Consider the following 18,427-nt stretch of genomic DNA (forward strand, 5'->3'; position numbering starts at 1 on the left):
CGTTAATAGATCATAAATTTTTATTAGCTTATTATCATCGAAAAACTCTTAAAACATTAAACGTTTTTTTAATGAAAGCATCTTTTTCGGGATAATTAGAATTTTTTATAATCTATATCGTTTCGAATTTCCAATATGGAGAAGAAGTTGTCTCTAAAAATCTACCATCCAGATATTTATTAGAATAATCTTCTTTGGCCTTGTTTTCCAGCATACCAACATACATAAGGATATATAACCACATTTGATACAAATCTCGTACCAGTCAACTTCGCACATAACACATTGTTATCAAGTTGTACTAAAAATCCCCATTCATTATCTTCTTTATTTAGTTCATTTGGTTTTATCCCATCAAGAAACTTGGTCAACTTCAGCAAAATAATATCTTTATTAAATGGGTTGATATTGCAAGCCAAGACCCCTTTGAAAGCAGTCGTAAAACATGGATCGAGTATTCGATTTTCTGAAGCACACCTGAAAGCCATTTTATTATGATCATCTACGGCAGATGAGCCCCAGCAAGACCCAGATAAGATCTTTGAATTCTCAGGGAAGGCATCCAGAGGCTCATAATTAATTATTTCCGTCTTCTGAGGAATTTTGTTTAAACCATGTCCAAACCAATTTTTCCATGCCAGTGAATTAAGAACAGCCTTGTCCGAAAGTAAAGGTTCCTGTGTATCAAATTGTTTGGCTTGAATTCCAGTTGGTTCGCTTTCTAACTTTGCAGCTTCCTTTTTGTCTATTAGGTATATTTATAAACAGATTATGAATCAATTTTTATATTAATCTTTTTATATGTAATCAACTTTTATATCTTTAGCCATAATTATCTTATTTGGATTCATTATGTTTTGTGGGTCAATTGACTTTTTTATATCAGAAAAAAACCTCATGCCTTCTTTTTTAAATTCTCTTTCCATAAACTTTGCCTTTACAATTCCTATTCCATGTTCTCCTGTAAGCGTCCCACCAAGTTCTATACAATAATCAAAGATCTCGCTCACTGCTTTTTCTACCTTTTCCATCTCAACTTTGTCCCTTTTGTCAGTTAGAAAAATAGGATGCATATTGCCATCACCCACATGACCACAACTGCCTATAAGAAGATTGTATCTATCTTTAATCTCATGAATTCTTTTTATCATCGATGGTACTTTGCTTCTGGGTACTGTAGCATCCTCAGTAATCGTAGTAGGCCTAAGTCTTGCCAAAACAGGAAACAAAGATCTTCTTGCCTGCATTAGCCTATTTCTTTCACTTTCATTCTTTGCTACCTCTATAGATCTTGCACCAGCTTTTGAACAAACCTCTTCTACAACTTTAGCTGATTTATCAACGTCTTCTGGTTCACCATCTACTTCTATTAACAAGAGCGCCTCAATATCCCTTGGCAAACCAACCCTATTAAAGTCTTCAATAGCGTTTATAGATACTTTATCCAATAACTCCATAGTGGATGGAATAACCTTATTCTCAATAATACTTGCCACAGCAATACCTGCTGATTCTATTTCATCAAACATTACCAACATAGTCTTTATCTTTTTTGGAGGATAAATTAGCTTTAACATTATCTTTGTAATAATCCCCAATGTTCCCTCTGAGCAAACAAAAAGATGAGTTAAGTCAAATCCTGGACTCCCCCTAAGCGAAAAACTGCCCGTCTGAACTATATCTGAGTTTGGCAGAACAACCTCCAAACCTATTACATAATTTTTTGTTGTACCATATTTCAATCCCCTTAAGCCTCCCGCTCCCTCTGCCACACAACCACCAATAGTTGCCACAGAAAGACTACCCGGATCTGGAGGGTAAAAAAGACCTCTTTTTGCAACCTCAGCATCTAAAACAGCGGCTATTACGCCTGGTTCTACAACAGCTATCATATTTTCTGTGTCGATATCCAATATTTTATTCAATCTGCTTAATTCCAGAACTATTCCACCTTCAGCAGGTATTGGACCGCCACTAATACTGGTTCCCGAACCCCTTGGATAAAGATTTACCTTGTGTTTTCTAGCTACTTTTACCACTTTTGAAACTTGCTTTGAATTAGATACAATTACTACTACATCTGGTACTTTATGTAGCTGTGTAGCATCATATGAATAAACAAAAGTATAAGCGTAATCAGTAAGAACGTTTTCTCTCCCAGCTATATCTTCCAATTCACTTATAACACTTTTTGATATCACTATTCTCACCTCTAAATGAGTTTTACAACTTTTTCAGAGCATTGTCAAATTATTATTGAGAGTATAATTTTATTTTTTAAGATAACAACTGGGCTCATGACATATCAAAATTGCTACAACTAAAAATATATTTCTAGTCAAATTAACATTGTTCAGAAATCGAATTATGTGATCAAGAGCAATTATTGTAAAATCATCAGTTAATCCGTTATAAACGTTGTGTATTATTAAAAAACTATAGATTTATTTTATTCTGCCTAACGCCTTTAAAATACCTTTAATTATCAATAAAGGATTTGGTGGACAACCAGGAATATAAACATCTATAAAATCATTATCTGGCAAATTGTTTTTTGCATATTCAGAAACAAACATATTGTTGCCGCATGCGCAATTGCCAACTGCAATAACAAGGTAGGGTTTTGGAATAGCAACTAAAGTGTCCAGAAATGGTTTTTCCATATTTCTTACTATCGATCCAGTAAACAATATTACATCGGCATGCTTTGGAGACGCCACAAAACTAATGCCATATTGATCGATATCATAAAATGAATTTGAGGTAGCATTAACTTCAAAAAGGCAGGCATTGCACTCTCCTGTATCCACATATCTTATATGAACAGAGTCTTTGAATTGTTTTCTAAACATTTCAATATTTTTAGAATTTTCATTTATGATTATAGGTCTCTCAATAAGTTCGATAGCTTTAAATTTACAAATATCAAAGCATAGTCTACAGTTAGTGCACTTTATATAATTTATTTTTTTATCTTTATCTATGGCATGAGATGGACATCTTTCAATGCACAAATTACAATTGTTTGGACACAAAGAAGCATCTATAGATGGGAAATCTTTAAATGATTCAGATAATTCATCAATAGAACTTGTAATTACTTTTGTTCTTAACAGACGATTTAAAACTTTAAACAAAATATCCTCCTACCTGTCACAAGATGAGTAGCATAACTCAAAACTCTTATTTATTAGCGGAAAATCTGGAATAATATTCCCTGGAATACATATTGGCAAGACCATCCAATTCCTGTGAGAAGCAGAGCGAATGTGAATTCTAAAAATTTTACCAAAATCATCAAGCATAACCCAATGCAAAGCTGTACCTCTTGGGGTTTCTACAAACCCTATGCCCGTATTGATTCTAATATTTTCAGGTAGATCTGTAAAAAAGGCTTTATTATCTAATTTTTTAATAAATTCATAACACTGTTTTATTATCTTAAAAGACTCAATAGATTCTTCGAATCTCTGTACAAACCTACAGAAAACATCTCCTTCAGTTTGAAAGGGAATATTGAATTCTAAATCTGAATAAACGGAATATCCAATATCCTTTCTGGTATCAAAATTAATGCCAGAAGCTCTTAAGGCTATTCCTGTAGCTCCCATTTCTGAAGCTATATTCTTAGGCAGCACTCCAGTAGTAACAAACCTATCTAACAAGAGCTCATAATCCTTTATAGATTCGAAAAGCTCTATTAACTCGTGCTCAATAGAATTCAATTTGACAAACATTTCATCATCAAAGAGTATTTTCCTATTCAAACCACCAGGGCATATTATCCCACGAAGATATCTGTGTCCAAAATATTTAAAGTTTAATTGTTGAAGTCTTTCTTTTAAGATAGCTCCCCTGCTTACTGCTAAATGAAAGCCTACTCCAGCACATATATTGCCAATATCTCCGATATGATTGTATAGCCTTTCAAGTTCGAGAATTATTATCCTGGAAAATTCAGAGTATCTAGGTGTCTGTAAATCGTAAATATTTTCTATAGCCTTTGAAAAAGCATAAGCATGAGATGCAGAGCTTACACCACACAGCCTCTCAATGTGGAAAAGCGCGTCATTTATGCTTAAGCCCTCCAATCTCTTTTCTATACCCCTATGAGTAAAGAAGAGCTGAGCCTGTAAATTTATCATGTCTTCTCCAAAAACAAAAAATCTAAAATGGCCAGGTTCAATTATCCCAGCATGAATTGGACCAACGGGAACTTGAAAAATACCTTCACCTTTTACAGGGATAAAATTAAAATCTTTAGCAATTCCACGATTAACTTTTTTATCTATAAAATCCTTTCTCATTAAAAATATACCTTTAGGCCAATCAGGAAAATTTACAATAGGCCTTAAGTCAGGATGATCAATAGGTTTTATTCCAAATGTGTCAAATATTTCTCTTTCAAGCCAGTTAGCTGATGGAAAATATCTGGAAATAGATTCATAAAAAGGTTTATCTGGATTAACAAAAAATGATAATTCTACAATATCGCCATTTTTCAATAAAAAAATAGCATATACCTTAAAATTATTACTAATAGCTCTCTCGTCATTTGCAAAAATCGTTAAAAGTTGAGCACCAGAACTTCTTAAACTAATAATTTCATTGTCTAAATTTTCTTTTTTAGTCGTAACCAATATATAATTCATAATTTCAAATACCTCTCATAAAATATTCAACAATTTTTGAAATAATATTTATAGAAGGTGTAAGGAAACAGCCAGTAATTATTAGAATAACAATAGGAATAGAAAGAAAAATATGTTGCAAGCCAATACGCTCTTTAAACTTAAAATCTGGTCTTTGATTGCTAAAATACATTTTACCTAAATAATACATAAACGCAGCAAATACGGTAGCTATTAAAGTAAGATAGACTATACCTGGAAAAAAACCAAATTTTTGAAAAATAGCGTACGCGATGTACGTTTCACTTAAAAAAAGTCCAAATGGAGGAGAGCCAGCAATAGCTAACAATACACACAAAAATATTATTGAAGTAATCGGCTTTGTTTGACCGATCCCTTTTAATCTTGCAATGTTATTGCTCCCATATCTTTTAACAATAGAGCCTGTACTTAAAAAAAGCGTTGACTTTCCGATAGAGTGATTGAACATATGAAGCATCGCGCCAAGCACTCCAAAAAAATTGCCTAAACCAAAACCTATAAGAATTATGCCCATATGTTCCACACTCGAATATGCAAAAAGTCTTTTTATGTCACGTTGAGTCAAAATAAAAGGTACTGAAAATATCATTGAAAGAGCGCCAAAACCTACTAGCAAATTGCTGGAAAAATTACTGCCAACCGCTGAGGAAAGCAATAAATGATGCCTTAAGATTGCATACACAGCACAGTTAAGTAAAACACCTGAAAGAAGAGCGCTTATTGGAGCTGGAGATTGTCCGTGTGCATCTGGAAGCCATGTGTGCATTGGAAAAATTCCAGCTTTTGTTCCATATCCAACTATAATAAATATAAATGAGATTTTCATCAAATTTGGATCCAGATTTTTCCCATATGATATAAGTTTGAACCAGTTAAGCGTTTCGACACCATTAAATAGTGAAATTTGTTCTGCTTGATATATTAAAATCAAACCAACAAGCGCAAATGCAATTCCAACTGTACAAAGAATGATATATTTCCATGCTGCCTCAAGAGATGCTCTTTTTCTATAAAAGCCAACTAGCAATGCAGATATAACAGTAGTTGCTTCGATGGATACCCATATCAAGCCGAGATTTTGACAAAGAACTGATAAATACATTGTACATACAAATAATAAAAGTAATATATAAAATGGCTTAATATAACTTTTTTTCATTTCATTTATTTCGATATCTCTATTTACATAGCCAATAGATGAAATTGAGCATATAAGGCTGACTATTGCTATTACCAGAACAAATGGGACTGAAAGAAGATCAACAGCAAATATATTTGATAAAAATAATATTTTACCTGATGATAAAACATAAAAACATGATATGAATGCCAACAAACTCGCTAAAATAATTGCACAAGAGGTAATCCATTGAATTATTTTAGTTTGTTTTGGTAAAATACAGAAAAAAGAAAAAATTATTGGTATTAAAACTATAAATAAGAGTATCACGATTAGCCCTTCAATTCAGTAAGATTTTCAGTATCTGTCGACTCGAAAAGACCATGAATATAATTGGTCATAATTCCCATAACGAGAACTCCAACAAGCAAATCAAAAAATGTTCCAAATTCGAAAATCAGAGGCATTCCATTTGTAAGAGAGACAGAATATAAAAATATCCCATTTTCCATAACGATTATTCCTATAATCTGACATAGAAGAGCACGATGACTTAGCATATAAAAACATCCGATCAAGATTGATGAAATTGCAAAAAAAGAATAGCCCGAACTTAAATGAGATGTGCTGAAGAAGCCTGAAGAGTTCAAAACTTGTGAAAATCCAATAAGAAATATCCCTATCAATAAAGAAAGACCTTGTGACATATTCATAGGGACGAGATCGTTTGATCTAAGTTTTTTGTTAACACGAAGAATTATAAATGGAAGAAAGACGACCTTTACAAAGAAGGTTAATATAGCAGCAATAGCTGAGTGAAAAAGATTGAAATCATTGCCCGAAGAAAACATCGGAATACCTATCATTAGAACACTTAAAGATAAAGACTGTAAAATTAGTAAATATACGCTTTTTGTCACATTTCTTGTTTGTAACATCCATAATGAAGTTATAAGAAAAATAAAACTTAAAAAGTCCAAAAATATACCTCCTAAAATTATTTTATAAAATATATTAAAATTGCAAGAACGCCCAGTATACCAGTAGCAAAGAAAAATCCAGGCAATTTGAAAAGTCGCATCTTGGGGACGATAGATTCAATAAATGCTATTAAAAAGACAATAAGAAGAAATAATAAAAACTTTACAAAGATGTCCAAAACAAGATTTTCTATATTAGGAGAGAAAATACTTACAAATAAAGCAATTAAAATAAATTGCTTTAACATAGATGCATAGTGAAAAATTCCCAAAAGAGGACCAGAATATTCAAGAATCATTCCTTCATGAACCATAGTAAGCTCTAAATGGGTATCAGGATTGTCTACTGGCAATCTTGAAGACTCTGCTATTACAATTATAAACATAGAAATGCTCAGCAAAATTCCAGGAATCGACCATCCAGATGAAAGCATGCTATTAAGGTTATACGAAAGAACACTTAACGAAAGAGCAAACAAGACTATAGAGAAAACTGGTTCAGAAAGAGCTGATATCATCATTTCTCTGCTAGAACCCATACCTCCAAAACTCGAACCTGATTCCATACCAGCCAATGCAATAAAAAATCTTGCAACTCCAAAACAATATATAAATGTAATAAGGTCATATCCCGAACTATTTTTAAAACCAAGAAAGGGGAACAAAACACAAGCGCTAAGATATGAAGCAAAGACAATAAAAGGAGCAAAAATCGATATTATCGATGAATTTTCAGAGATTGTCGATTCCTTTTTAAAGAATTTTAAAAGGTCTCTATATGGCTGAAATATAGTCGCCCCCTTCCTGGATTGGAAACGTGATTTTATCTTCTTAATAACTCCACTTACAAGAGGAGAAAAAACCAATGCGATAATGACTTGTATTATTGAAACTAAAACTAATGATGGATTTATCGATACCATAACAAAAGCACCACTAATGTAATAAATATATATGCAAGATAAAAATGCACATATCCGCTTTGAAGAAATCTCATTTTAATAGAAAAATTTAATATAAATTTTCTTATTGGGCTATATAAATAAGTAGTGAATGGAGGCTTTAAATCCTCAGAAAATAAGATATCCAATGGCTTAGAAGGATTAACTGTGATCTTTCTATTTGGTCTCAGGAAAAAAGAATACGTTCGTCTTATCGGTTGTGAAAAAGACGCTGCAGTATATTCCATTTTAGAGTTTAAGTTAATGCCGCATCCCCATGTGGGGACCTTTCTAATCTCAAATAGTCCAAAAATTTTACCAAAAATTATAGATAAACTAAAGAATATTCCAAAAATTATAAAAAATAAAAGATTTGTCGTTTGAAAATAGACAACATTAAAATTTGAATCTATTTGTAACACTATTTTAGAGATATAAAAAAGTATATTGGAAGCTAATAAACCAAGTAATATACAGCTAAAGGCAAGGATAGCTTCTGGTAGGATAATCATAAGATTTGGTTCCTTTGCATTCTTTGCCTCAGATGAGCGCGGCAAAGCCAAAAATGATACCGAAAAAGCCTTTACAAAACAAGCAGCAGCAAGTGCACCAGTTAAAATTAATGCTACAGGAGACAATATAGCAAAAAGCTTCCAGTAAGAATGCGCAAAGTAAGACAGGTTTAACATCGAAATATATATTTGATATTCGCTAGCAAACCCATTAAGGGGAGGGATAGCTGAAATAGCCAATGATCCAATCAAAAAAGATAAAGCAGTTTTAGGCATATTTTTTATCAATCCACCATAATGCTCCATATCTCTTGTGCCGATTATTTTACTAATAGAGCCTGCAGAAAGGAAAAGCAAGCTCTTAAAAACAGCATGGTTCAAAACATGAAACAAAGAAGCGCAGTAGGCAATAGCAGCAAAAGTGTATAGAGACATTGATGAGAAAATAACACCTAAACCTACTCCCATAAAAATTATTCCAATATTCTCAACGCTATGATATGCTAAAAGTTTTTTAATATCGTGTTCCATTAAAGCATAAAGAACGCCGATCAAAGACGATGCTATCCCAATGAAGAGTATAATACTCCCCCACCAGATGGGGCCAACACCCAGCATATCGATTACAAATCTAAAAATTCCATATATAGCAGTCTTGATCATAACAGAACTCATCATCGCAGATACATTGCTCGGTGCAGAAGGATGTGCCATTGGAAGCCAGATATGCAAAGGAACAATACCAGCTTTTGTTCCAAAGCCAATTAGGAAGCATAAGAAGATGATGGATTTAGAAAACATGCTCATATGCATAGCAGCAATCTTCATAGCATCAAAGTTTAATCCATTTGAAAATGTTCCCCAATACAAGAGCCCAGAGATAATAAAAACAGTTCCAAAATGAGTCATAAATATATAAAAAAATCCAGCTTTTCTAACATGCTGATGCCTGTATTCAAAGGTTACAAGAAAATAAGAAAAAATGCTCATTAATTCCCAAAAAATCAAAAATGTAATTGAGTTAGAAACCAAAAACAAAACTGACATCGAACAAATAAATAAATTATAAAAAAAAGAAAATTTAGCGATATTGTCATTTAGATAGGACTTCATGTATTCCAAAGAATAAATCATAATCAAAAAATTAATTGTAGAAAGAATTAAAAGAAAAAAGGCAGAAAGCTTATCGAAGTAAAATTGCAGCTCTATATTTGGAGCAATAACTAAAAGATTAAACAAAATTGGATTTGGCAATAAAAATATAAAAACACCTGACATAAAACCAAGAACTGAAGCAGTTAAACCAAAATATGAACCGATTTTCAAAGATAGCGTTTTATTTTTTGAAAAAGCAAGTGGCACAATTGCACCTAAAATATAAAAACCAACTGAAAGATAGAATAAGATAAAACCTAAATCAATCATTAAGATAGATCACTCCAATAAATCATTAATTTATTTTTAACAATTTTTCACAACATTTTTTGAAAAAGAAACGTTCAAAGTTTATACCTTTTGTGGGCAGCAGTCAATAGCAAAAATTGCGACTGTTAAAGGACGCTAACTTCATCCCTAATGAAAACGCTAATTTTGTCACTATGATGGTCGAGTTTTTTGAGTGTTAAGAATCAGGTAGAATTTTTGTAGATAGAAAAAATTTACTTAGATAGTTTCTGTTATTTTAGCCAACTGGATAAATCCCTATCTATTAACTTTTGAAGTCTTACTATATCTTCTTTGTAAAAATTTATCAGATATTCCCTCGTATCTTTATTTATCTCATCAGGTTTGATAAGTAATTTGTTCATAAATTTATTTTTTAACTTTATTCTAAAATTTTTTGGGAAGAAATTTTTAACAATGAACTTAAAAAAATTTGGCTTATTTAAGAAATTATACAGTGATTTAAATCTTGGAATACCTGATTTGTTATATTCTATCTCTAAATCACCAGGAACAAATTCTGGATCCACACCTAGGAAGTTAAAAAGCTCTTTTATCAAATAATCAGGGTTTTCTTTGAGATCCTCAAATAAACAGACCTTAACGTTCTTAAAGTTATCAAGGTATGCCTTTACTTGATTAGAATATAGTCCAACCGACTTATAATGCCACATAAATTCCCAATTATCCTTTATTCTCTTCTCTTCTTCAGTAAGCGCCTCTTCAAATGATAGATTTTCTCTACCATCTCTAAGATGATAAATATATGAAGAATAAGCTCTATCAATCGGATTTCTAAGGATAATAAAAATCTTAACCTCTTCATCCAGGTATTCTTTAATTTTAGGTATCACAGATTCATAATAATATAAGCTGTCCACACTACATTCCCCCAGCACCTTTGAGCCATTGACATTCAAAAACAATCTCCTATAATCTTCGAATGTTTTTATAATATCCCTTTCCCCCTCAGAGTCACCAGGACCATTAAAATTTTTGTGACCAGATATATAAGAAAAAAACTTAGGTTCTTTTATTTTACTCATAAAAACCTGTGGATGTTTTGAAAGATAATGATACAAACTGGTAGTACCTGCTTGTGGGGCTCCTACAATTAAAAAATTTGGAAGTTTATACTTAATATTAATTTTAAACTCACCCTTTTCTAGATAAAATAGATTAAATAAAAATTAAATCAACTCGATTAATATTCTACGAATAATCTAGCAAAAAGGTAACAAATTTTTATTAGTGGAAGTGTGAGAATTTAAAAATACTGAATAAAATTGACTAAAATTTAAATGCTCATAAATTTAAAATTAAAACCTCATTTTTTTAGCTACCATTAAATATTGAACCACTAAAAATTCTTCAAAAAACTTTAAAGTTAGTTTATTAAATACTTTTCTTCTAGGAGCAAGGTGGAGATTGTAAGTAATTTTACACACTTTTAAACCTGAAGATTCAAATAGATCAATCATATTTTTTTTACAAAAGAATCTCAAATGCGTTTTATCTAAAATACCAGATTCAACATACTTAAAGTCTCCATTTAGTAAAATACTCAATATTGTTCTATATTCTCTTACATTGGGTATGCTTGCTATAAGAACTCCGTCAGTTTTTAAAAAATTTTTCAGCTTCCTAACAACACTCCATGGATCTTTTAAATGCTCTAAAACATCAGCGCATATAATAACGTCAAAATATTCATTTAAAGAATTTAATTCTATATTTTCAATATCAGCCAATATAAATTTGTCTAATTTTTTAGATTGTCCTAAATCTATTATATCTATGCCTACAGCATTCTTAGCTTTACCTTGTTTTTTCAACTCTACAAGAGTGTTACCCGCTCCACATCCTAATTCAAGAATGTTATGATTAAAACCTTCTATAAGATTGATAATATCATAACGAATACCAGAAAAGTATTTATTATTTTTTCTGTTATAAATATCTCTAAACTCATTCATAAAATGATACCTACCTTAACAACTTTTCAATTTCAAAACTTTAAAATAAAGATATAAGGTGACAAAAAGTTCGACAACAATGACTGATATACAACTTCCCAAAAATGATAGAAACGGAACCAAAGAAAAATTTAAAATTAAATCTAAAAAAGCACCAATTAAAACTGTATTTGAGAATTCTTTACCAAAGCCTTTACTAAGTAAGATATGCACGGCTGGAACATTAATTCCAATAAACATTGGTACAAAAGCCATTAATTTTAAACTTAAAATTGATTCATTATAATAATGACCACTTATAATTTTAATTATTACTGGTGAAAGAAATAAAAGCAATAAACCAAAAACTAAAGTATATAAAAATATAATCAAACCAATCTTTTTTAAATAAACAATCGCGAGATTATAATTTTGATTTATTAATCTATTAATATACGGGAAAAAAGTTTGAGATATAAGTCCTGCAATTTGATTCAAAATATCTATTATTTTCTTAGAAATATAAAAGTAACCTACAATTGTAGAATCAGCAAATAAACCCAAAATTAAAACGCTATTGTTTTTATAAAAACTTATGCCAACAGTACCAATAAATATATGCCATCCCTCATTTAGATGATATTTTATACTGTTTACATCTGGCATAATAAATTTTACACCAAGCCTGTTAAAAATTATCCACAAACCTATAATGCCAGATAGTACCAAACCAACTGAATTTATCAGCGGAACATAAATATAATCTGATTCTTCTCGAATAAATACGAAAATAGCAATAGTAAAAATAAACCGTGCCAGAACGTTTAACAAAGTAATATATTTCATTCTCTCTATTCCCTGGAAAAACCATACTGGAAACAATACGTTACCTAAAACCAAACCAAAGGTAAGAAAGTAAAGCAGCCAGTCATCTCTAAACTTTGCAAAACTAAATACAACAAGAGCCATCATTATAAAAGATAAAATAGCCAGTAGAATTTGGATGGTAATAACAGAGCTAAATATTTCTGAAACCTTTTCAGGATTTTCTCTATTTATTGAAATTTCTCTTGTAGCTGAGAGGTTAAACCCATAGTTAGTTAATATTTGAAAGTATCCGATAAAGGCCTGAGCGAATGCCACAAGACCATATTGTGAGGGGCCAAGCACTCTTACAAGATATGGGAGGGTAATCAGAGGAAAAAGATAATTCGCTACCTGTAGTATAGAAAGAGAAAAAAAATTACTAACCAGTCGTTTCTTTTCTTGACTGCTAAATAAATTTTTAATAGAAAATAACTTTTGCAAGACTACCTCTTGGTTTTCATGTTCGTATGATAATCAATTTAATCATATTTTTTATTCCACCAGCTCTTGTGCATACTGAATTTCTTAACCAGAAATTTTGGCAATATTTTATAATTCATACCAAGTTTATAGCCAGCGTATTTTAAAAAGTTTCTAATAATGTATTCAGGCAAAAATTGATATAGCCCATTTTTGATTAAGAAATTTAATTCTGATTTTATATATCTTTTGCCCTCTCCCTGTGCACTGCCAAACTCTTCCAAAAGCCATCTTTCAGAATTGTGAAAGACGCCTATATCAAAATACCTCCTGAACTCCTCAAAGACATTATAATTATGAGAATGAAAGACTATTGCCTTTGGCTCATAAATTATCTTATACCCAGCCTTCAAAAGCAAAGCACCTGCATAAGTATCTTCTCCCATTATCAGTCTCTCTTTGAAATAACCTATTTTATCAAGAGCACTCTTTCTGTACGCACAAAAAGAATTTGACATAAAAGCTGTTTTTATGCCGTATTTATCTTTATCTTTATATTTTTTTACTAAAAACTCTTCAGGATAGTTAAAAAGTCTTAGATGTCTTCCAAAAGGGTTGGTATTTTCATAACAAATTTGTCTGCCATAAACAGCGCCAACACTGCTTTCTTTGAAGTGTAATATTAAATTTGATATTGAACGATCATCAAATAGCAGTGCGTCTTGTGTAAAAAAAATTAAAATATCTCCAGTTGCTAACTTAGCTGCGTATGAACGCGTGCCACCATGGTCGAATTCCTTTTTTGGAATAACATAAACCTTTGCTCCAAATTTCTTAGCTAACTTAACAGTATCGTCAGTGGAAGAAGAATCAATCACTATAATTTCTGATTTCTCACCACATATTTTTAAATTTTCACTTAATCTCTGAAGAAATCTTTCGATATACTTCTCAGCATTATAAGTTGGCAAAATTATACTTAACATAATATTTTATTAATCAACCCTAGAACTTCATCTACTTCTATAGACTTCATACATATATACTCATCAGATGTATTCAAACATTTTGGTTTATTAAAACACGGATAAAATTTGCAAACAGAACTCCCTTTTGAAATAACATAGCAATTTTTTGGCTTCCATATTTCCCAGTCATTTCCTCCACTTATCATGATGCTCTTGACGCCAAGGGCGCTGGAAGCATGAATAGAAAAACTATCAAGACCTATTAAGAGAGAGCATTTAGAGAGATTTATGAAAAATTCATTTAATGTGGTTGTCTTAATAAAAACTCTTTTTTCATCGACAGCTGCCTTGAAGACTTTATTAAGTAAAGAAAGCTCATTATTCGAACCAAAAATCCAAATTGTATATGCCCTTTTTAAGATATTTATTAACTTTTCCCATTTATGAAAATCCCATAATTTACAATCCTGACTTGCCATTGGATGTATGCCAATTATTTTAGGTGACTTTTCATTTTTAGCCTTTATATATATCTTTGGAGGCAAGACTTTAGTGCAACCCAGCTTTGATGAGATAAAATCTTGAATATCATAAATATTTTTAACCTCAACGGGTATACTGATACACTTATCAGTAAACAGACAATTATTTAATCTAATCAGGTTTCTAAAGGGATGAGATTTTTCGAATTTAATTGAAATGTTTAATTTTGGCTTCATCATCTTGCCAAGCAGATTCTCTCTTATATCTCCAATATTATTTAAAATGAAATCATATTTATTTTTAGACAAAAGATTTATAATTTTAATAAGTTTAAAAAGTTCTTTACAATTAAAATTTTTATTTGTGCCCATAGGAAAATTAGCAAAGTAAATGTTATTTACATAAGGATTATTCTCAAATATTTCCTTAAAATCATATCTCGTCAAGAGGTCAATCTTATAATCAGAAAAATTACTTCCAAAAGAGTTAATTAAAGAAGTAGAAATTATTGCATCGCCAAAATTTCTGGCTGAAATTATCAAAATTCTTTTACTCATTACATAAGCTTCCCCTAATTAATTCTATCGATCTATCAAAAACCGTTTTAGGCTTTATCATTTTCATACAAACATTGTTTTCACAATTAATTTTATAACACTTCTCACACTCTACATCCATCTTAATGATACTAACATTTCCAAAAACTTCAATTGGCCTAAAAACATTAAAATCAACTACTCCACTATATAAGGCAACAGTTCTTACACCCAGCATTGCCGCAGCATGAGTAGGACCGCTATCCAAACCGATAAATAGATAAGAATTCCTTAAAACAGAAAAAAGTTCCATCAAAGTCGTTTTGTTTGCTAGATTTATTAGGTTTTTATTGACAAGCCTATCATACTCTTTTGACTCGTCTGGCGAAATCTTACCAACTAAAACCACAATATAGCCTTCATTTAAAAACATATTAATTAGCTTTATGAAATTCCCAGTCTCCCAATCCTTCGAACGAGCGCCAGTTTGACCCACAGCAATCACTATATATTTATCTTTCTTGACAGGATTAGGAGCTTTCAAATCATAATAGCTATCTAACTTTCTAATCTCAGGAATTTTAATTTTGAAAAATTCTAAGAACTTATTGTAGGTCTCTGTAATATGCTCCCCATAAGGATATTCGAGCACTCTGTCAAGCAAAAATCCTGCACCGCCCACATCGAAACCTATTAAGTATTTATAATGTGAGAAGAATTTTATAAAAGGGATAATGTTTATGTCCCCTCTTACCTCAAGAACTATATCAGCGTTTATTTTCGAAAAGGATTTTATAGCAGAATGGATAGAGTTATCTTTTGACCTTGAATAAATTTTTCTTGGGTGTTCTAAGACTATTACTTCATCTACGCCTTTTAAATTTGACGCAAGCTCAAGGGTGTTCTTATTAATAGCAATGATAAGCTTGCCATAAAAATTCTTTCTAATCTCACTGATCATTGGCGTACTGAGCAAAAAGTCACCAATGTGTCCCATTTGAACAATACAGATAGACTTATAGTTATTCATATCCAGATTATCAAGATCGGCTTTGTATTTACAAAAAAATCTATACCCAAAAAAATCTATAAATTTCTTTATAGGAGTCATTTTAGAATTAGAATTTAGATATATAATTTTTCTATTTATGAATTTATCCATTCTGGTTTTCCCATTTTCCCTCTAATTCCATCAAAAACTGCAATTAATAGAAATTTAATTCTCTTAAGTTTTTCATCGTCGTAGATAATTATTCCAAATATCAGCCTTAATACAAGATAAAAATTTATAATAAGAAATAAATAGAAATAAAAAGTTCCAAAAAACTTTTTAGTGAAATAAATTCTATTTCTTAAGTGTAAGCAAGGAGTTTGTAAAAACCTTTTAAAATTATTCCTTAAACTCTTCCTTCCAAAGAAGCTCTTTATAGTACCATTACCTGTACTTGCACCAACTTTATGATATAGCATAGATTTACAACAGCAAAAAATCTTCCAACCGTGCTTTCTTGCCATGTAGCAAAAGTCATCCTCTTCCACCTGCATAAAATAATTTTCATCGAAAAAACCAGTTTCAATTAAGCACTCTTTTCTTGCTATTATGCTTGCACCAAATAAAGCGCCCTCGATCTCAAAACTTTTTATACAATTTTGAGAATCTTTGGTATTAAAAGAAATCCATTTAAAAGAATTGTTGTCCCAGGGTATTATTTTTTTACAACCGCATAATGCCTGAATAGTAGATATATTATAGTAATATAATATTTTTGATCCTACCAAACCAATTTTATTGTCATAATCAAATACTTCTAAAGCATGAGTTAGAGCGTTGTTGTCTACGACTGTGTCATTATTTAAAAACCAAAAAAAATCAACATCACCCTTCTTTAACACATATTTAATGCCCAGATTATTGCCGAATGAAAATCCGCCGTTGTAGCCCGATTGTATAAAGATCAAGCCATCGTCATTAAGTACTGACCTGCTTTCAAATTCACTGTCTTTATATAGAGTATATTGAACAGGTTTTGAGATAGGAGGAAAGGAAAGTTTTCTAAGGGGATTTTCAGGATCTATCCAGACATCTAGTTTTCCCTCAGCCCATAATTTCAGATATTCAATTGAATTATTTAACGAGTGGTTATCAACGACGACTATCTGAAAGTTTGGATACTTTAGCTTGAATAAGCTCTCAATACACTCAATAGTATCATGCCAATTGTTATAATTTACAAGTACGACATAAACTTTGTTAATTTTTTGCCCCTCTAATGCCCAGCATTGTCCTTACCACGCCAGGAATACCGGGCGGCACAAGCCCTACCCTATCTCCTGGTCTAATCTTTTCTTTCAACCCACACGTGTTGTGATTTATAAATATAGCCTCCACATCTTCCTCGTTAAGTTTTAACATTTTAAGAAGTTCATAACCATCTATTTCTTTATCCAGATCCAAGATATAAGGCTGATTCCAGCCTCTTTCTTGAAAAAGTCTATATAGACTTGCAAAAGCTCTTATCTCAATGTTATTTCTGTTCACAACTCACCCCAAACAACTAAAAATAAGCTTAACATTTATAGTATATAACAATTTAATTAAACCTTTCATTAACATTTTCTGACAGAGTTCTATTTCTTAAAAATGCTCACAAAAATGTAAAATGACAAAATAAAAATTAAATTTGACAATAGAATATTTTTAATATAAATTTAATCACGTATTTTTAATATAAATAACAATCTTTAAAGCAAAGGAGAATAGAATTAATGAATATTATACATGCTATTATACTGGGCATTGTCGAAGGTCTACTAGAATTTCTGCCTGTCTCTGCAGCTGGAAACCTTACTCTTGTTGGAAGACTCTTATCAATCCCATCATCTGATTTTATAAAAATTTATGAAATTGTTATGCAGTTAGGTGCAGTTATTGCGGTACTAATTTTATACGCAAAAAGACTTTTGGTTGATCATGAAACTGTAAAAAAGGTAATTGTAGCCTTTATTCCTACAGGAATTATCGGGCTGCTCGTTTATAAAATAGTTAAAAACTTTCTTTTATATAACGATACAATAACAGTATTTTCTCTCATTATCGGCGGCATAATCATACTTCTGGTCGAATACAAGAAGATTAAACCTTCTACTCTAAATATTTCAAATATTAGCTACAAGCAAGCTATAGCAATTGGATTTATCCAAACCCTTGCATTTATACCCGGAGTATCACGTTCTGGAGCTACAATTGTAGGTGCAATGCTACTTGGCATAGAAAGAAAGGCAGCAGTAGAATTTTCTTTCTTACTTGCTATTCCTACAATCCTAGCAGCAGGTTCATACGCGTTATTAAAGGATCACTCAGCTCTTACAGGGCCAAATCTTTTACCAATGGCAGTTAGCTTTATAACAGCTCTGATATTCGCAATAATTTCAGTAAAAACCTTTTTAAAATTCATCTCAACCAACAACCTAAAACCGTTTGGATTTTATAGAATAATAGTTGGGGTGCTTTACTCGGTCTTTAGATAAG

General features: G+C 31.3%; 17 protein-coding genes and 1 pseudogene. 1 reads left to right on the plus strand and 17 read right to left on the minus strand.

The window, feature by feature from the left end:
* Nucleotides 1-179: 179 nt before the first annotated feature.
* The 17 genes and pseudogenes from TDSAC_RS04915 to TDSAC_RS04990 all read right to left on the minus strand — a co-directional run bounded on the left by TDSAC_RS04915 (nucleotide 180) and on the right by TDSAC_RS04990 (nucleotide 17,437).
* On the minus strand, nucleotides 180-488 hold the full coding sequence (locus TDSAC_RS04915; RefSeq protein ID WP_150130299.1) for a hypothetical protein: 309 nt from the start codon (nucleotides 486-488) through the stop codon (nucleotides 180-182).
* Nucleotides 489-797: 309 nt separating this feature from the next.
* Nucleotides 798-2,201: an FAD-binding oxidoreductase gene (locus tag TDSAC_RS04920; protein ID WP_108309155.1), complete on the minus strand. Its 1,404-nt coding sequence runs from the start codon at nucleotides 2,199-2,201 to the stop codon at nucleotides 798-800.
* Nucleotides 2,202-2,444: 243 nt separating this feature from the next.
* Complete coding sequence (locus TDSAC_RS04925) at nucleotides 2,445-3,137, minus strand: NADH-quinone oxidoreductase subunit B family protein (protein WP_108309156.1); 693 nt, start codon at nucleotides 3,135-3,137, stop codon at nucleotides 2,445-2,447.
* 9 nt (nucleotides 3,138-3,146) lie between these two features.
* Nucleotides 3,147-4,652, minus strand: coding sequence for a hydrogenase large subunit (locus TDSAC_RS04930; protein WP_108309157.1), 1,506 nt, complete (start codon nucleotides 4,650-4,652; stop codon nucleotides 3,147-3,149).
* A gap of 4 nt (nucleotides 4,653-4,656) precedes the next feature.
* A complete protein-coding gene (locus TDSAC_RS04935) occupies nucleotides 4,657-6,123 on the minus strand; it encodes a hydrogenase 4 subunit F (RefSeq protein WP_108309158.1) in 1,467 nt (488 codons plus the stop codon).
* Nucleotides 6,124-6,125: 2 nt separating this feature from the next.
* The gene (locus TDSAC_RS04940; RefSeq protein WP_108309159.1) at nucleotides 6,126-6,773 is read right to left on the minus strand and encodes a hypothetical protein; all 648 of its coding nucleotides are present in this window, start codon (nucleotides 6,771-6,773) and stop codon (nucleotides 6,126-6,128) included.
* Nucleotides 6,774-6,790: 17 nt separating this feature from the next.
* A complete protein-coding gene (locus TDSAC_RS04945) occupies nucleotides 6,791-7,696 on the minus strand; it encodes a respiratory chain complex I subunit 1 family protein (protein WP_108309160.1) in 906 nt (301 codons plus the stop codon).
* The gene (locus tag TDSAC_RS04950; RefSeq protein ID WP_108309161.1) at nucleotides 7,684-9,651 is read right to left on the minus strand and encodes a proton-conducting transporter transmembrane domain-containing protein; all 1,968 of its coding nucleotides are present in this window, start codon (nucleotides 9,649-9,651) and stop codon (nucleotides 7,684-7,686) included. Before TDSAC_RS04950 ends, TDSAC_RS04945 begins: the two co-directional genes overlap by 13 nt.
* Before the next feature lie 251 nt (nucleotides 9,652-9,902).
* Nucleotides 9,903-10,817 (minus strand): sulfotransferase domain-containing protein, encoded by a 915-nt coding sequence (locus tag TDSAC_RS04955; protein ID WP_108309162.1) that lies wholly within the window; start codon nucleotides 10,815-10,817, stop codon nucleotides 9,903-9,905.
* Between the two features lie 171 nt (nucleotides 10,818-10,988).
* A complete protein-coding gene (locus tag TDSAC_RS04960; protein ID WP_108309163.1) occupies nucleotides 10,989-11,645 on the minus strand; it encodes a class I SAM-dependent methyltransferase in 657 nt (218 codons plus the stop codon).
* Between the two features lie 15 nt (nucleotides 11,646-11,660).
* Complete coding sequence (locus TDSAC_RS04965; protein WP_108309164.1) at nucleotides 11,661-12,932, minus strand: flippase; 1,272 nt, start codon at nucleotides 12,930-12,932, stop codon at nucleotides 11,661-11,663.
* Between the two features lie 38 nt (nucleotides 12,933-12,970).
* A complete protein-coding gene (locus tag TDSAC_RS04970) occupies nucleotides 12,971-13,897 on the minus strand; it encodes a glycosyltransferase family 2 protein (RefSeq protein ID WP_108309165.1) in 927 nt (308 codons plus the stop codon).
* The gene (locus TDSAC_RS04975) at nucleotides 13,891-14,919 is read right to left on the minus strand and encodes a glycosyltransferase family 9 protein (RefSeq protein WP_108309166.1); all 1,029 of its coding nucleotides are present in this window, start codon (nucleotides 14,917-14,919) and stop codon (nucleotides 13,891-13,893) included. Before TDSAC_RS04975 ends, TDSAC_RS04970 begins: the two co-directional genes overlap by 7 nt.
* Nucleotides 14,912-16,060 (minus strand): glycosyltransferase family 9 protein, encoded by a 1,149-nt coding sequence (locus TDSAC_RS04980; protein WP_108309167.1) that lies wholly within the window; start codon nucleotides 16,058-16,060, stop codon nucleotides 14,912-14,914. Before TDSAC_RS04980 ends, TDSAC_RS04975 begins: the two co-directional genes overlap by 8 nt.
* Nucleotides 16,045-16,857: a glycosyltransferase family 2 protein gene (locus TDSAC_RS04985; protein WP_234405726.1), complete on the minus strand. Its 813-nt coding sequence runs from the start codon at nucleotides 16,855-16,857 to the stop codon at nucleotides 16,045-16,047. The genes TDSAC_RS04980 and TDSAC_RS04985 overlap by 16 nt, the downstream gene beginning before the upstream one ends.
* 195 nt (nucleotides 16,858-17,052) lie before the next feature.
* Nucleotides 17,053-17,154: pseudogene (locus TDSAC_RS09270) on the minus strand (glycosyltransferase family 2 protein); the annotation flags it as partial.
* Nucleotides 17,150-17,437 carry a thiamine S protein gene (locus TDSAC_RS04990; protein WP_108309168.1) on the minus strand — a complete coding sequence of 96 codons (288 nt, stop codon included), beginning with the start codon at nucleotides 17,435-17,437 and terminating at the stop codon, nucleotides 17,150-17,152. The pseudogene TDSAC_RS09270 and the gene TDSAC_RS04990, both read right to left, overlap by 5 nt.
* Before the next feature lie 227 nt (nucleotides 17,438-17,664).
* Here TDSAC_RS04990 and uppP point away from each other — a divergent pair, with 227 nt between their 5' ends.
* Complete coding sequence (gene uppP / locus TDSAC_RS04995; protein WP_108309169.1) at nucleotides 17,665-18,426, plus strand: undecaprenyl-diphosphatase UppP; 762 nt, start codon at nucleotides 17,665-17,667, stop codon at nucleotides 18,424-18,426.
* The last annotated feature ends 1 nt before the right edge of the window (nucleotide 18,427 follow it).

Source organism: Thermodesulfobium acidiphilum, assembly GCF_003057965.1.
Classification (GTDB): domain Bacteria; phylum Thermodesulfobiota; class Thermodesulfobiia; order Thermodesulfobiales; family Thermodesulfobiaceae; genus Thermodesulfobium; species Thermodesulfobium acidiphilum.

What these genes read in the sequence shown, in the direction of transcription:
- TDSAC_RS04915 (WP_150130299.1), bottom strand. Translation starts at nt 488, where the DNA reads ATGGCTTTCAGGTGTGCTTCAGAAAATCGAATACTCGATCCATGTTTT.
- TDSAC_RS04930 (WP_108309157.1), bottom strand. Translation starts at nt 4,652, where the DNA reads ATGAATTATATATTGGTTACGACTAAAAAAGAAAATTTAGACAATGAA.
- TDSAC_RS04945 (WP_108309160.1), bottom strand. Translation starts at nt 7,696, where the DNA reads ATGGTATCGATAAATCCATCATTAGTTTTAGTTTCAATAATACAAGTC.
- TDSAC_RS04950 (WP_108309161.1), bottom strand. Translation starts at nt 9,651, where the DNA reads ATGATTGATTTAGGTTTTATCTTATTCTATCTTTCAGTTGGTTTTTAT.
- TDSAC_RS04960 (WP_108309163.1), bottom strand. Translation starts at nt 11,645, where the DNA reads ATGAATGAGTTTAGAGATATTTATAACAGAAAAAATAATAAATACTTT.
- TDSAC_RS04970 (WP_108309165.1), bottom strand. Translation starts at nt 13,897, where the DNA reads ATGTTAAGTATAATTTTGCCAACTTATAATGCTGAGAAGTATATCGAA.
- TDSAC_RS04975 (WP_108309166.1), bottom strand. Translation starts at nt 14,919, where the DNA reads ATGAGTAAAAGAATTTTGATAATTTCAGCCAGAAATTTTGGCGATGCA.
- TDSAC_RS04980 (WP_108309167.1), bottom strand. Translation starts at nt 16,060, where the DNA reads ATGGATAAATTCATAAATAGAAAAATTATATATCTAAATTCTAATTCT.
- uppP (WP_108309169.1), top strand. Translation starts at nt 17,665, where the DNA reads ATGAATATTATACATGCTATTATACTGGGCATTGTCGAAGGTCTACTA.